Origin of the sequence: Psychrobacter immobilis (genome assembly GCF_904846235.1) — a bacterium.
Lineage (GTDB): Bacteria > Pseudomonadota > Gammaproteobacteria > Pseudomonadales > Moraxellaceae > Psychrobacter > Psychrobacter immobilis_C.
In genome coordinates this window covers 78,903-93,989 of sequence record NZ_CAJGZN010000010.1, presented here as the reverse complement: position 1 = coordinate 93,989, position 15,087 = coordinate 78,903, and the positions used below count along the sequence as shown (strand labels likewise).

At 42.4% G+C, this 15,087-nt stretch carries 11 protein-coding genes and 4 tRNA genes; 3 read left to right on the top strand and 12 right to left on the bottom strand.

Annotated features, from left to right (window positions below):
• The first annotated feature begins 30 nt into the window (after window positions 1–30).
• A complete protein-coding gene (locus JMX07_RS08460; RefSeq protein WP_102078510.1) occupies window positions 31–465 on the top strand; it encodes a MerR family transcriptional regulator in 435 nt (144 codons plus the stop codon).
• A gap of 266 nt (window positions 466–731) precedes the next feature.
• Here JMX07_RS08460 and rimI read toward each other — a convergent pair whose 3' ends face one another.
• The 12 genes from rimI to JMX07_RS08405 all read right to left on the bottom strand — a co-directional run bounded on the left by rimI (window position 732) and on the right by JMX07_RS08405 (window position 10,958).
• Window positions 732–1,226 (bottom strand): ribosomal protein S18-alanine N-acetyltransferase, encoded by a 495-nt coding sequence (gene rimI, locus JMX07_RS08455; protein WP_165598440.1) that lies wholly within the window; start codon window positions 1,224–1,226, stop codon window positions 732–734.
• A 157-nt stretch (window positions 1,227–1,383) separates the two neighbouring features.
• Window positions 1,384–2,574 carry an elongation factor Tu gene (gene tuf, locus JMX07_RS08450; RefSeq protein WP_057758488.1) on the bottom strand — a complete coding sequence of 397 codons (1,191 nt, stop codon included), beginning with the start codon at window positions 2,572–2,574 and terminating at the stop codon, window positions 1,384–1,386.
• Between the two features lie 278 nt (window positions 2,575–2,852).
• Window positions 2,853–3,170, bottom strand: a complete 318-nt coding sequence (locus JMX07_RS13600; protein WP_227684726.1) for a DUF6122 family protein — start codon at window positions 3,168–3,170, stop codon at window positions 2,853–2,855.
• A gap of 209 nt (window positions 3,171–3,379) precedes the next feature.
• Window positions 3,380–3,454: transfer RNA gene (locus JMX07_RS08445), tRNA-Thr, on the bottom strand.
• A 103-nt stretch (window positions 3,455–3,557) separates the two neighbouring features.
• Window positions 3,558–3,631: transfer RNA gene (locus JMX07_RS08440), tRNA-Gly, on the bottom strand.
• 84 nt (window positions 3,632–3,715) lie between these two features.
• Window positions 3,716–3,799: transfer RNA gene (locus JMX07_RS08435), tRNA-Tyr, on the bottom strand.
• Window positions 3,800–3,866: 67 nt separating this feature from the next.
• A tRNA-Thr gene (locus JMX07_RS08430) sits at window positions 3,867–3,942 on the bottom strand.
• Window positions 3,943–4,135: 193 nt separating this feature from the next.
• A complete protein-coding gene (trpE, locus tag JMX07_RS08425) occupies window positions 4,136–5,632 on the bottom strand; it encodes an anthranilate synthase component I (RefSeq protein ID WP_201607396.1) in 1,497 nt (498 codons plus the stop codon).
• A gap of 173 nt (window positions 5,633–5,805) precedes the next feature.
• Complete coding sequence (locus tag JMX07_RS08420) at window positions 5,806–7,044, bottom strand: FHA domain-containing protein (RefSeq protein ID WP_201607394.1); 1,239 nt, start codon at window positions 7,042–7,044, stop codon at window positions 5,806–5,808.
• Window positions 7,045–7,201: 157 nt separating this feature from the next.
• Window positions 7,202–8,053: an RsiV family protein gene (locus JMX07_RS08415; RefSeq protein WP_201607392.1), complete on the bottom strand. Its 852-nt coding sequence runs from the start codon at window positions 8,051–8,053 to the stop codon at window positions 7,202–7,204.
• 202 nt (window positions 8,054–8,255) lie between these two features.
• Window positions 8,256–9,851, bottom strand: coding sequence for a peptide chain release factor 3 (locus JMX07_RS08410; protein WP_201607391.1), 1,596 nt, complete (start codon window positions 9,849–9,851; stop codon window positions 8,256–8,258).
• Between the two features lie 204 nt (window positions 9,852–10,055).
• Entirely contained in the window at window positions 10,056–10,958 is a 903-nt protein-coding gene (locus JMX07_RS08405) for a hypothetical protein (RefSeq protein ID WP_201607390.1), read from the bottom strand.
• A gap of 268 nt (window positions 10,959–11,226) precedes the next feature.
• Between JMX07_RS08405 and JMX07_RS08400 the strand changes: the two genes are divergently transcribed.
• A complete protein-coding gene (locus JMX07_RS08400) occupies window positions 11,227–11,640 on the top strand; it encodes an organic hydroperoxide resistance protein (RefSeq protein ID WP_201607389.1) in 414 nt (137 codons plus the stop codon).
• A 208-nt stretch (window positions 11,641–11,848) separates the two neighbouring features.
• Entirely contained in the window at window positions 11,849–14,827 is a 2,979-nt protein-coding gene (gene polA / locus JMX07_RS08395; RefSeq protein WP_201607388.1) for a DNA polymerase I, read from the top strand.
• Window positions 14,828–15,087 lie beyond the last annotated feature (260 nt).

The following is a 15,087-nucleotide window of genomic DNA, read 5'->3' as shown; positions in this document are numbered from 1 at the left end:
TTATCATAGCGAAAAAAATAAGAGGTTATTATGGCACTTGATACATCGTTTCTATTGATTGGTGAGCTAGCAGCAAAGGCCAATACGACCAAAGATACGGTTCGCCATTACGAGCAATTAGGCCTACTAAAATCTCGCAAGCGTCAGGCAGGCTCACGTTTATATACCGAATTTCATCCAGAATGTATCGAACGCATAGAACTAATCAAAAGCGCGCAAGCTATTGGCTTTACTCTTACCGAAATCAAAAACAGTCTAAATGATTATTATGATGGTCATTTGGATATTGATTCGCAGCTCATACTCACTCAGCAAAAATTAGAACAAGTCAAAAAACAGCAAGCCAATATCAGCATAATGGTGGAGCTACTGAGCGAACGCTTGGATATTTTAGGTCGAATGAAAGCAGATAGTGATTATCAGCTTGATGTGGAAGTCTGTAAAAAGAAAATTCCTTTGCAATAAAACTTAAACCTTAGTTAATGCTGCTCTTATATCGTAGCTGCTATAGCCACCTTTATCATAATCACTTATTTTTTATTAGGGCGTGTCCTCATTTTAAAAATGGTGATAAAAATGAGATAAATTGCCGTCAAACGAGGAAAATAGTGCAGATAATATCGAGATATTGACCAACTATTTGACGATGTTTGGCAAAATTTAGCTATTTTTAGCCCATTTAGAGGACACTCGTTTGAATTGAGGACATGCCCTAAGCTTTACTCACTTCATTAAATATAAGTATGCTGCATGATTAATGCATCGACTGCTGGTTTATGTGGCATTTTATAATATCCTTTACGCTTATGAATAATATTGAATGCCTGTTGCTCGTATAACGCTATCGCCGCTGTATTATCGGCACGTACTTCTAACAAAAGACTTTCGACCTGATTGAGCTGTAACAGCTCATGCAGCCTATTCAATACCTGCGAAGCAATGCCTTTTCGTTGGTGCTCTGGATCAGTTCCGATACGCAACACTTCTGCTTGCTCAAAAGTCATTTGATATAAGCAATAGCCAACTATCTCACGATGAGAGACGCTCTCTTCTTTGGCTTGATCGTAAGCAATCAGCAGACGAATACTGTCCTGCTCAAGCAACTCAACCAATGTTTTCTGGTTCCAAGCATCATCTGGTTGCACCATTGCTTCTATATTGGCAACAGTTTGAATAACGTTTTCGGAATTTAATGCATTCGTTGGTAATACTTCTATCGCAAACATGATGTTCCTTTCATTTAATTAGTCTCATCATTTGGTTGTACTTAGATTATATAAGTAAGTGAATACATTATTTATTCTTTATCATAAAAAAAAGCCACCCTAGATAGGATGGCCTTTTTTATGACTAATTCATAAGCTCATTACTGAGACTTAAGTCTTAGTTCAATACGTTAGCAACAACACCAGCGCCTACAGTACGGCCGCCTTCACGAATTGCGAAGCGAAGACCTTTGTCCATAGCGATTGGGTGGATAAGCTCTACGCCCATCTCAACGTTATCACCAGGCATTACCATTTCAGTACCGTCTTGTAATTGGATTGCGCCAGTTACGTCAGTAGTACGGAAGTAGAACTGTGGACGATAGCCGTTTAGGAATGGTGTGTGACGACCACCCTCTTCTTTTGACAATACATATACTTCAGCGTCAAATTTGGTGTGAGGAGTGATTGAACCTGGCTTAGCTAGTACTTGGCCACGTTGTACGTCTTCACGCTTAGTACCACGTAGTAGTACGCCACAGTTTTCGCCTGCACGACCTTCGTCAAGCAGTTTACGGAACATCTCTACACCAGTACAGGTGGTTTTTTGAGTGTCACGGATACCAACGATTTCGATCTCGTCGCCAACTTTAACGATACCAGATTCAACACGGCCTGTTACTACAGTACCACGACCTGAGATTGAGAATACGTCTTCGATTGGCATTAGGAATGCTTTGTCGATGTCACGCTCTGGCTCTGGGATGTAAGTGTCTAGTACGTTTAGTAGTTCTACAACAGCTGGTTGGCCGTATTTTTCTTCTGAGCCTTTTAGGGCTTCAGTAGCAGAACCTTTAACGATAGGAGTGTCATCGCCTGGGAAGTCATAGTCGTTCAATAATTCACGAACTTCCATTTCTACTAGCTCTAACAATTCTTCGTCATCAACCATGTCACATTTGTTCATGAATACGATGATGTACGGTACGCCAACCTGACGTGAAAGCAAGATGTGCTCACGAGTCTGTGGCATTGGGCCGTCAGTTGCAGATACGACTAGGATTGCGCCGTCCATCTGTGCCGCACCAGTGATCATGTTTTTAACATAATCGGCGTGACCTGGGCAATCTACGTGTGCGTAGTGACGGCTGTCTGTGTCATATTCTACGTGTGAGGTGTTGATGGTGATACCACGTGCTTTTTCTTCTGGTGCTGAGTCAATAGACGCGTAGTCTTTGGCTTCGCCACCAGAGGTGATTGCAGCTACGGTTGCGATTGCAGCGGTAAGGGTTGTTTTACCATGGTCAACGTGTCCGATTGTACCGACGTTGACGTGTGGCTTGTTACGTTCAAACTTGGCCTTTGCCATGGGTATTTCCTCTTTTTTTGGTGAATGATCAATAAAAAGCTGTTTAATGGCTCATAATAGAATTAAATCATCATAAACCTAGCTATCAACCGCACGAACCACTGCTTAAACAATGCTCCGAACTAATTCTTGTATCCGTTATTATACGCTGACTTGTCTTAAATAGTCATACATCTCTCAATCGAAATCAACTTCTCTCTAACTATTAGATATAAAGCTCGATTGATTATAACCTTTCTTATAACCGTATAATTATCTTGATATGCAAGGTCGCGATATTAGCTGACCGACATCATCAAACAATCCGTAAAATCCGTTAACATATGGAACAGCAATCCAATTCCAATGATATTAAAAGGCTTACGAAGAAAGAGTAAAACAAAATACACTAGCATCGCATAATAAGTATGTAACGGATGAAAATTAATGCTACATCTATTTGCCTGAAATATTGGGTGTGCTACCAGATGGTCTATATCAACCAACATGGTTGCAAGCAAAATTAGATATGCTTTTTTCCACTCTTTTCTAAAAAACGCAATCGCGATAAAAAGAGGGAAACCAAAGTGCAAAAAATAATGTATGAATGTCTGCATACTGACCTATTAGTTTTAGTCTTCTATATATAAGACCATCAAAACCAATATTTATTAATATACTGACAGCACTAAAAGGCAACACCTCAGTGTCACCTTTGAATCATTGTCTACCGCACTACTGTTATATATTTCAATATTCTATAATTTCGATATCGACGCAAAGTTATATAAATAGCAAAACAAGCATAAAAGGTATAAACAATAAATGGAGCTCATATCGAGAATTGAACTCGAGACCTCTCCCTTACCAAGGGAGTGCTCTACCGCTGAGCTATATGAGCGTATGTTAAAACCTTTGAGTTGCACTAAAAAAAATATCACGATGCAGCAATAATTACTGACTCTCGTGATGATTTATTGTTGTGCTTTGCGATGGTGTATATATGGAGCGGGTGGCGGGAATCGAACCCGCGTCATTAGCTTGGAAGGCTAAGGTGTTACCATTATACCACACCCGCATTTACTCTTATTCAGGATAACTCTAATCGAGAGTTATGAGATATAGAGAGTATGCTTGGCGCTATGACAAACTTTAGAAAATATGGTGGTGGGGGAAGGATTCGAACCTTCGAAGCTTTCGCGACAGATTTACAGTCTGTTGGGTTTGACCGCTCCCCAACCCCACCTTAGGTTGCTTTGAACAAAAATGACTTACATTTAAGACAAATTCATAAAAAGCTACTTTAAGAGAGATGGTGCCGACTGCCGGGATCGAACTGGCGACCTACTGATTACAAGTCAGTTGCTCTACCAACTGAGCTAAGTCGGCTTGTTCTCTTAAAGTGGTGGCTATTCTATCAAATTTTTTGAGATGCGCAAGTACTTTTTCATCTTTTTTTTAAATTAATTTGATATAAATATTTAAGTCACTGATTAAACTAGTTTTTTTATAAATAAAAATATGGCAATAAATTGGCTTTTTGCTTGCAGCCTTTATTTTTGCCATATCACTGGCTATTTAATTAGCGAATGCGCAAGCCGTTACAGGCCATTTCTACCGCTTTTATTAGTGCTAATGCTTTTTTATTGGTTTCATCCCATTCTTTTTCTGGTACAGAATCAGCGACGACTCCTGCTCCAGCTTGAATATGTATCTCACCACGGCGCATCACCGCAGTACGGATAGCAATGGCCGTGTCCATATTACCATTCCAACCTAAATAACCTACTGAACCGCCAAACACCGTTCGACGCACCGGTTCTATCTCATCGATGATTTGCATAGCGCGGATTTTAGGTGCACCCGATAGCGTACCAGCTGGGAAAGTGGCACAAAACACATCTAGTGCATCTTTGTCAGCTCGTATCGTACCCTCAACATTAGATGCGATATGCATCACTTGTGAGTAGCGCTCTATAAACATCTTTTCTGTGACTTTGACACTGCCATACTCGCAAACGCGGCCAATATCATTGCGACCCAAATCAATGAGCATCAAATGCTCGGCTGTTTCCTTCTCATCATTGAGCAGCTCTTGCTCAAGCGCTAGGTCTTCAGCCTCATCTTGGCCACGTTGCCGTGTCCCTGCCAGCGGTCTTACCGTCACCTTGCCATTTTCGATACGAGATAAGATTTCAGGAGAAGCACCGATAATATCAAAGCGTTTGTGATCATCGAGTGTATAGCCATGCACCAAGAACAGATAAGGCGACGGATTAAGGTAGCGAAGCGCACGATAGACGGCTAGAGAGTCGCCTGTATAGTCCGCTGTCAAGCGCTGCGCTGGCACTACCTGCATGACGTCACCTGCGGCAATGTAATCCTTTATTTTATTGACATCGCTACAGTATTTTTCGGCACCTGTTTGCGATATAAATTTAGGCGTAGGCATTACAGGTGCGCGCAAATTGGATGGCTCTGCTAGCTTTTCTTCGATTTGTTCTAGCTCACGGATAGCTGAACTGTAGCCATCCTCAGACTGGCAATCAGCATAGACGATGATTGATAGCGTATTCTCTAAATTATCAAATACAATCACGCTCATCGAAAGCATCAGCCACATATCTGGCATCGACATTGGGTTGGGCGCATCAGATAAGCCGACACTTGGCTCAATAACACGTACCATATCGTATCCAAAGTAACCGACTAGACCGCCGCTAAAGCTCGGCATGGTCGGCACATCTTCAGCGGTTGGCATATGATATTGTGCCATCAGCTCACGCAGGTAATCAAAGGGATTCTCTACTGATTCTGTATCGATATGATCATTTCGTTTGGTCGTCATATTGCCATCAGCGTACTGCAAAATCAGATCACTACCCAATCCAATCATGGAGTATCGTGCCCAGCGCTCACCGCCTACCACAGACTCAAACAAATAGGCAGAGCCGTTTAGATCACGCACTTTGGAGAATACAGATACAGGAGTCTGCGCATCCATCAGACGCTTTTTTACTAGCGGTGCGTGACTAAAACCTCTATCTTTAAAGGCTTGGTATTCTTCAAAAGTCATCATAATAGCGCTCTCTTAGCACCTTATAGGCAATAATAAACTATAAGCTACTCTAAAAATATAGCGCCAATATTCGCTAAAATATCGACGCTATAATGAGTCATTTGTTTAAAAAACGGTAAGCACAATAAGGCTCTCTATCAAAAATCACGACAAAGACCGAGTGTAGAGTTGAATTATGCACCGCCCATATTAAACAACCATAAGGCCAAACCGATAATTAGAATGGTCACAAATACCCATATAAACCAGCCGCCGCTCGCTTTTTTCTCTACATGACCTGCATGAGCAGGATTGCTGATTTCTTGATCCATCGCATTATTGCCTTCGGTACCAAGATCGCGCGGCTGCCCTAAATTAGCTGTGCCTGAAAACTGGGCGCTAGCTGCTTGTTTGGCTTTTAAAACTTCAGGGTCAGCTTCTTCTTGTAACTCTGTTTTTGTCGTTTTGTCGTGTTCGTCTTGGACTGCTGGCTCTTCACGCATTACTGATTCTTCATGCACTGCTGGCTGCTTTTCTACCACTGGCGCGCTATCAGTAGATGCTGCCTGTGATGGCTCTGTAGTCGTCCCAGCTTCTGTTTCAGTTGTTATTGGTACAGATGTGTCAGTTACTACCTCTGTGGCAACTGGCGTTTCTTCTACTGGCGTAGGCGATGCCACATCCGCGTCAGACAGTACTTCATCAATCCCTGTTTTTTTGACAACTGGCTCTGTAGCAACGGCTTCTTCAGTAGCTAGCTCTTCAACAGCTGGTTCTTCAACAGCTGGTTCTTCAACAACTGGTTCAATGGTTTCGTGCGTAGGGGTTACTGATTCTTCGGTCATATCTGAGCCGGCATCTGCAGGTAAAGGCTCTACAGGTACAGTATCATCTGTAGCAGGTAACATTTCTTCGATGCCAGTCTCTTTGATCACTGGCTCATTAACTGTTTGCTCTATGATCGGCTCTTCCTCAAGAACGCTTTCCTCAACTACTTGCTCTTCGGTCACAGGCTCACTGGCAGGAGTTTCTAGCACAGTAGCCGTGTCAGCATTCTCATGTGTGTCTGCTACTAACTCCTCTGTGGTCACTGGCGCAGCAGATGCCTGTACTTGAAAGCTAAAACTTGCAAAGCCAAGCGTATCGTCTGCTTTTAGATGACTAGATTCATTACCTGCAATACGTTGCTCATTGATAAACGTGCCATTAGAAGAATCTAAGTCTTTTACGTACAGCTGACCATCTAGCACACTGAGCACTGCATGGTTGCGAGAAACCTGCTTGCTACCTAGCACTACGTCGTTGTCACTACCACGACCTATAGATAAGCTATCACTAACCGTCAGTGTCAGGTCACCTAATGCTTCCGTCAATGCATTCAGCTGCCAAGTTGTACTTGCTGCCGTATTCATACTGTCTGTCTCGTTTGTCATGTTATAACTCCTTATTTTTCTATTGAATATCCAATGATGCTAAAAATAATAACTCTAAAATATTACTGCCAATTTATGATAAGTATTGTCGCTATTTTTTTAATAATATTTGCCTAGCACGGTTTATTAAGTACTTTCCTCAAACACTGTACAGTATTTACTTTGGTATAAAGCGAGGTTTTATAACTTTATCAAGCTTGCTATAGGGGATATTAAGGACAGGCATACCGTAAGCGTATGGACCGATAGAATAATGCTGGTAACGAATGCTAACGCCTGTATCAGTCAAGGTCACATTATCGCTCAACGTAAATGGCCAGTTTTTCTCATAACTGCTCACGTCTTCGGCAACCGTTTTAACCCACGTTTTATAAGCATCATAGGCAAGCGCCTCAAAACGAGGTTTTTTACCTGAGATAAGCATGTCGTCAAGCGTGACTTGCTTTTTGGTACTTGGGTCAAATACTAGGTACTCGCTATAAGGCATGCCGTGTGCACCGCCCGTATAGACATAAGAGCTAATCTCAAACAGTTCAAAGTCATCGACATGACCTAGATAATTGGGCGCTACCATCAGATTATAACCCCACGACACATCATCAGGCATATCTTGAAATTGCGAATTCACAAAGCTATCAAGAGCAGCCGTAACTTCCTTCTTGCTGCTTTTACCCTTGATAGGTGCTGACTCTGTCATCTGACTATTAACGACCATATTATCGATACGGGCATTGGCAATCTCATCTATCCAGTTTTGACTGCTTTTGAGATATTTAACTTCAATCTCTGGACAATTATCACGCTTGTCACACGTCTCTTGTATATTACTGGGTAGTTGATACGGTAGATATTCCGTGCTGCTAATAAAACTTCCTGCATTTACCGACATGCTAACGGCACTTAACAGTAAGCTGCCAGTCAACATAGCAATTGAACGTCTCTGGCTTACTTTTATCGAAAATAGATCAGCCGATATAGATTTATCATCAGTTTGAGTCGTAGTGTGCATATGTCCTCTTCTACAAATATAAAATGTCATTCAATATTCTACCGTAACAATTGCAATGTATTGTAGGAAGACTGTTCACGTTTTTGAGGTGATGTAAGCGAACGATTATCTGACTCTTACTACTTAAATCGTAAATACAGGCAATAAAAAAGACACGGCTGGCGTGTCTTAATCAATAAACGATATAAGCGTATAAATAAATTTAATGTTCGCGAGTGCTACTAAAAGTCACTTCTGGATAGCGGTCTTGCATTAGCTGTAGATTGACACGTGACGGTGCAAGGTACGTTAAATAACCACCACCATCTATTGATAATTGGTCATGGGCTTTTTTCTTGAACTTCGCCAATGCTACTTCATCATCGCAATGAACCCAGCGTACCGTAGCTATCGATACTGGCTCAAAGGTACATTGAACTTTGTACTCTTCTTTTAGACGATGCGCGACCACTTCAAACTGTAGGACACCGACTGCACCCAAAACCAAATCATTATTAATCTGCGGCATAAACACCTGCGTTGCGCCCTCTTCACTTAATTGTTGAAGACCTTTTTGCAGAGCTTTTGATTTGAGCGGATCTTTTAATACCACACGGCGGAACAATTCAGGGGCAAAATGCGGAATACCCGTAAAGCTCAACTCCTCGCCTTCAGTGAAACTGTCACCAATAGAGATGGTGCCATGGTTATGCAAACCAATGATATCACCTGGATAGGCTTCTTCTAACGCCTCACGGTCACCTGCTAAAAAGGTCAAAGCATCAGCAATACGTACGTCTTTCCCCAGACGCACATGTTTCATTTTCATACCCTTCTCGTACTTACCAGAGCACACTCGCAAGAACGCAATACGGTCACGATGACGTGGATCCATATTGGCCTGAATTTTAAAGACGAAGCCTGTAAAATCTGTCTCGGTGGCTGATACTTCACGCTCAGTCGTTGGATGGGCTTTTGGTGGCGGTGCATATTTGACCAAGGTATCAAGTACCATGTTTACCCCAAAGTTACCCAATGCTGTGCCAAACAATACTGGCGTCATCTCGCCAGCCAAAAACGCTTCAACACTGAACTCTTCTAGCGCCATCTGTACCAGCTCAAGCGACTCTTCGAAAGCGTCAAACATTAGCTGTCCTAGACGCTCACGGATATCTGGATAATCGTAGCCTTCACGAGTCTCAGAGACCGTCATCTTGCCGCCATTACCTTTCTCATAAAAGTAAGTTTTATTTTCAGTCAAATGATAGACACCGATGAAGTCTTGACCCATACCGATAGGCCAAGTCACTGGGATACATTTGATTTTTAGAACGGCTTCGATTTCGCTAAGTAACTCAAGTGGCTCACGAATCTGACGATCTAGCTTGTTGACGAATGAGATGATAGGCGTATCGCGCATACGACACACTTCCATCAGCTTGATGGTTCGTTCTTCGACACCTTTTGCACCATCTACCATCATCAGCGCACTATCCACTGCGGTCAAAGTACGGTAAGTATCTTCACTAAAGTCGGCGTGACCTGGGGTATCTAGTAGGTTGACCATATGGTCTTTATACGGAAACTGCATGACAGACGTCGTAATCGAGATACCACGCTCTTGCTCCATGCTCATCCAATCTGAAGTTGCATGACGATCTGTCTTACGGCCTTTTACTTCGCCCACCACCTGAATCGCTTGACCCCACAACAGGAGTTTTTCGGTCATGGTGGTCTTACCAGCATCGGGATGCGAGATAATGGCAAAGGTGCGGCGCTTAGCAACTTCTTTGTTTAATTTCTTTGGATCTACGCTCATAATTTTCAGCTTCAACAGTTATGTGATTTAGAAGTGACTCTAAATAAATAAAATAAATAATGGGCGTATTGTAGCGGATTTAGCATCAGGGTGCAGAATTAGCGTATAAAAAACACGCCCCGTTATTTAAACGAAGCGTGTTTTTGGGCTTTTTAATTGCGATCATCCTGCTTGAGTAGCACGACTAATAGCCATCAATTCATCTCAGTAGTAGCGTTCTATTTGCTCAGCTAAGAAGTCGCCAGCTACCTCATTGACGATTGTACAATCAACTACGTCAAAACGACTGTCTGTGTTCGGGTCGGTGCTACCTTTGGCGACATAGTTTGCTTCATAGACGTCCTTTTCGTACTCAACACCGCTATATTCATAAGCAGGCTGTTCATCGTATTCGAAAAACATAACTTGCGCGGCTTGTTGCTGATTCCCTATGCCAACTCCGAACTGAGAGGTTCTATGATCTCTATCTGCACTAAAGCGAGTTTTGGCCACTTCAATCCATCTTTCTATTGAGGCGTAACCAGTCTTGTTTTTATCATTAAATGCCAAAAACGAGCGCTCACTGGTTATTACAGGGATATAACAAACCGACCCTTCAGGAAAAGCAACATTGGTCGGAATTTCAGAATAATTATTTAAGTCGGTAATAATACCGTATCTATTGTTCACGTTTGTACTAGCAACATAGCTGTTAGCACGCAGCCCTGATAAGTTAAGCATCTTATAAGTGGTTTGGTAGTCTAGCTGGTTGTTGGTGTTTTTTTCATAGATGGGGCGTTTGACCGTCCGATTATTAACCTCGATGTCTTTATTTTCAAGTCGACCCTCGAAGTCATCTGCCAGCACGGTTCTGTCTAAATCATTCAGGCTTTGGTTGCTATAACTGTTGATGAGATTGGCTGTTTTGATCTCGCGCGCACCAGTACGATACGTTTCATCAATTCGCGCAATTGCCGTAGCATTGGCTTTGCTATCATAACTATTAGCAAAGCTTGTCAATGTAATCTCGCTACTAGCCGTTCCATAAGCGCCGTCTTCTTCCTCGCACCCTATCAAAGCAAGCGTCGTCAAAAAACAAACACTAGGTATCGCAATCCATCTATTCATCAAACAATGTCCTTATGATTCAGATTTCTATTATCCGTACTGATAACGTATATATGGCTCATTACCGCTATTGTACCTCTTTGACAACTGTACGATAAGATTGTAAATCTAAAAACGAATAAAACTGAGCCCGAAATCTCATTTACAAACTAGCAGTATATATTTACTCTCTATGCACTGAGCTGCGTGAGCGATTTGTTATGCTAAGTTTCATATTAAGATTTACCACTCAAATATAAACATAAAAACTCACAACAAAGGATGTGTCATGAAATCTCTATATTCTACCAAAGCAACTGTCGTGGGCGGCCGAGCAGGTTCAGTCAGCTTGAACGATAACGATCTTAGCATCAACATGGTACCACCAGGCTCCGGAAAAGAAGGTAATAATCCAGAACAACTTTTTGCTATGGGCTACAGCGCCTGCTTTGATAGTGCACTTGGTGCAGTCAAACAGATGGAAAAGGCAAAATTTGACTCGACTACTTCAATAGAAGTAGATTTACTACAAGGCGAAGGCCACGAATATAAGCTTGCAGCCAAAATTCATGTCATTGGTGAAAATACAGACTTGTCAGCGGATGAGTTTCAACAGTTAGTTGAAAAAGCGCATCAAGTATGCCCATATTCTAAAGCCACACGTGGTAATATCGATGTTGAAGTCTCTTCAGAAGTAAAATAACGTATTATGAGATCCATTATCAACTAATAATGAAAAATATATTAATTATAAAAGAACCCAGTTAGTCTGGGTTCTTTTTTTGTTTGAAATCTTGGTGAAAAAGATTATCGTTACAACATCTCGTAACGGTTAAGCAGTTCGGCATGCGCTAATTTTATCGTTATAATAAGCGTATATATTTTTATCTAATAGCTGATAAGTGACTTTTATGACTGATGACATAGCTGACAATACCACCGATAACGACCACAACTCTCACCAAGCGCTTGACCCCAAAGCACTACCGAACTTCGATACCATGCCTAATGTGGCGCTGATGGATACCAGTCATGTAGACAAAGATCAGCCGCCTTTTATTTTGGTTGATGGCTCCTATTATCTGTTCCGCACTTATCACGCCTTGCCAAAAACCATGCAAAACTCGCAGGGTCTAATCACCAATGCGATACGCGGTACACTCAACGCACTACTCAAGCTGATGCGTCGCTATCACCCTACTCATATGGCCGTCTGCTTCGATACAAAGTCACCGACTTTTCGCCATCATATGTCGCCTGACTATAAGGCCGCTCGTCCGCCTATCGATATAGAGCTGGTAGAGCAAATTCCTTATATTCATCGTTTGGTCAGCGCCTTGGGTATTCCGCTATTACGTATCGAGGGTGCAGAGGCCGATGATATCATCGGTACACTTGCCTATCGTGCCGTCGAGCAAGGTCACCATGTGGTCATCTCAACGGGCGATAAAGACATGATGCAGTTGGTCAATGATTGCGTCATCTTAGAAGACAGCTTTACTGGTAAAGTCACGGATACACCAGCGGTGATCGATAAGTTCGGCATTAACCCAAACCAAATGATTGATTTTTTGACGCTCATGGGTGATGCCTCTGACGGTATCAAAGGTGTACCTGGCATCGGTAAAAAGACCGCCAAAGACTTGCTGGTTGAGTACGGTGATATTGCTAATATGTTAAAGCACATTGGCTTTATCAAAGGTCGCGGTGCTAAAGGCTTGATTGAACATGCCGATGACATTCCTTTTAATAGAAAGCTTGCTACCATCGTCACCAATTTGGAAATCGGCCAAGACTGGAACGACTTAAAAATAAATACCGACCCTTTTGCGCATATAGAGGAGCTTCGCGCCCTATATACCGAGCTTGAGTTTAGAAATGAGCTGGCATCGCTTGATCATCCAAATCATCCTGCCAATGGTTCGAAAAGTGTTGCTGATAGCCAAGCCAATACTGAGTCACAGGCACAGGTGGCAAAATCACTCCAATCAACCAAGAGCGACAACATCAAAGACAGTACTAACCATGATAAAGCGTGGCACACTGTACTCGACCAGCCAGCGTTTGATAGCTTGATCGAACTATTAGAAGCTGCTCCGCACTTTGTCATTGATACCGAAACCACTAGCGTTCATTGGCGTGACGCACAAATTGTCGGTTTATCTTTCGCGTTGCAAGCACACGAAGCCTATTACATTCCACTTACGCATAGCCTAGAAGGTGATGAGCTAACTGCCAAGCAGCTTGATCGTGATACGGTATTAGCTCGCTTAAAACCTGTCTTAGAGAATCCAAGTATTGGTAAAATCGGTCAGCATCTAAAGTATGATGCACACATCCTCGCTCACTACGATATCGATCTAATCGGCGCCATACATGAGCAGCCAAATAACTGGGCGATGGATACCATGCTTGCCAGCTATGTCATCAATGCGGCAGCTACTCGCCACGGTATGGATGATTTGGCACGTCATTATCTGCAAACGCAAACCATTAGCTTTGAAGATGTGGCAGGTAAAGGCGCTAAACAAGTTACCTTTGACCAAGTGGCTATCGATATCGCAAGCGACTATGCTTGTGAAGATGCCGACATCACCTATCAATTATTTGACGTGTTCAGCGTTGAGCTGGCTAACGATGCCAATAATGCCAAATTACTACACGAGCTAGAGATTCCAACGGCAGAGATACTTTGCCAAATGGAAGCGCATGGTATTTTGATTAAACGTTCATTCTTAAACGAGCTATCAAAACGCTTTGATGAAGAAATTATCGCCCTAGAAAAACGCGCTTATGAAGTGGCAGGTGAAGAATTTAACTTAGGCTCTCCTAAGCAGCTCGGTGAGATGCTGTTTGAAAAGCTAGGCGTCGCTGGCGGCAAAAAAACCAAGTCCGGTCAATACTCGACTGGTGAGGCGGTACTATCAAAAATCGATCATCCATTGGTCGACATTACCTTGGAATATCGCGGACTGTCTAAGCTTAAGAGCACTTATACTGATGCGCTAGATAATGTCGCAGATAGCGAAACCGATCGCGTACATACTAGCTACCATCAGGCATTAACGAGCACTGGGCGTTTGTCATCGACAGATCCTAACTTGCAAAATATCCCAATTCGTACTGCGACTGGTCGCTTAATTCGTCAAGCCTTTATCGCACCGGAAGGTCGCGTTATTTTGGCTGCGGATTATTCACAAATTGAATTGCGTTTGATGGCGCATTTCTCAGGTGATAAAAACCTAACTCATGCCTTTAACGAAGGGTTAGATATTCACGCGGCCACCGCTGCCGAAGTACTTGGTAAGGATGTCGCAGACGTCACCTCAACCGAGCGTCGTAATGCTAAAGCCATTAACTTTGGTCTACTATACGGGATGAGTGCCTTTGGACTTGCCAAGCAGCTACAGATGAGCCGCGGCGAGGCACAAAACTATATCGATATGTACTTTGAGCGTTATCCAGGAGTCAAAAACTATATGATCAATACGCGTGCAAGCGCCTATGAGCAAGGTTATGTCGAGACGATATTGGGCCGTAAGCTCTATACGCCTGATATCAATCACAGTAATCGTATGGTCAAGCAAGGTGCTGAGCGCGCGGCGATTAACGCCCCACTACAAGGCTCTGCTGCTGATTTAATCAAGCTTGCTATGATTGCCGTTGATAAAGTGCTGCCAAAAGAACAAGCCAAAATGCTGCTACAGGTTCACGATGAATTGGTGTTCGAAGTAGATGTCGATAAAGTAGGCGAAGTTAGCCAGCTGATTACTGACGCTATGCAAGATGTCTTGACGACTACAGCAGTAGAAAAAGGCTGGAATGTCGACTTTGCAGTGCCATTATTGGTCGAGACTGATAGTGGTCAAAACTGGGATGAGGCGCACTAGACATTAACTGTCACTAACTGCCATTTTATCAAATATGTAAGGTATGATTATTCATGTACTTTGCAAATATGACAGTTTTTGATAACTGACACTACAATAAGTCATTATATATTGTTTATATTAACAATCACTTATGACCAGTTAGTTATATTTCATAACAGTAATATCTAGATATGAGGTTTATAATAGGCTATCAGTTAAACCCTAACTATTCGATATTTTCGCTTTAAAGTGAGCCTTTGGGCTCACTTTTTTGTTTT

Excerpts from the sequence above, each read along its gene's own strand:
- JMX07_RS08460 (WP_102078510.1), top strand. The coding sequence starts at position 31 with ATGGCACTTGATACATCGTTTCTATTGATTGGTGAGCTAGCAGCAAAG.
- rimI (WP_165598440.1), bottom strand. The coding sequence starts at position 1,226 with ATGTTTGCGATAGAAGTATTACCAACGAATGCATTAAATTCCGAAAAC.
- tuf (WP_057758488.1), bottom strand. The coding sequence starts at position 2,574 with ATGGCAAAGGCCAAGTTTGAACGTAACAAGCCACACGTCAACGTCGGT.
- JMX07_RS13600 (WP_227684726.1), bottom strand. The coding sequence starts at position 3,170 with ATGCAGACATTCATACATTATTTTTTGCACTTTGGTTTCCCTCTTTTT.
- trpE (WP_201607396.1), bottom strand. The coding sequence starts at position 5,632 with ATGATGACTTTTGAAGAATACCAAGCCTTTAAAGATAGAGGTTTTAGT.
- JMX07_RS08420 (WP_201607394.1), bottom strand. The coding sequence starts at position 7,044 with ATGACAAACGAGACAGACAGTATGAATACGGCAGCAAGTACAACTTGG.
- JMX07_RS08415 (WP_201607392.1), bottom strand. The coding sequence starts at position 8,053 with ATGCACACTACGACTCAAACTGATGATAAATCTATATCGGCTGATCTA.
- JMX07_RS08410 (WP_201607391.1), bottom strand. The coding sequence starts at position 9,851 with ATGAGCGTAGATCCAAAGAAATTAAACAAAGAAGTTGCTAAGCGCCGC.
- JMX07_RS08405 (WP_201607390.1), bottom strand. The coding sequence starts at position 10,958 with ATGAATAGATGGATTGCGATACCTAGTGTTTGTTTTTTGACGACGCTT.
- JMX07_RS08400 (WP_201607389.1), top strand. The coding sequence starts at position 11,227 with ATGAAATCTCTATATTCTACCAAAGCAACTGTCGTGGGCGGCCGAGCA.
- polA (WP_201607388.1), top strand. The coding sequence starts at position 11,849 with ATGACTGATGACATAGCTGACAATACCACCGATAACGACCACAACTCT.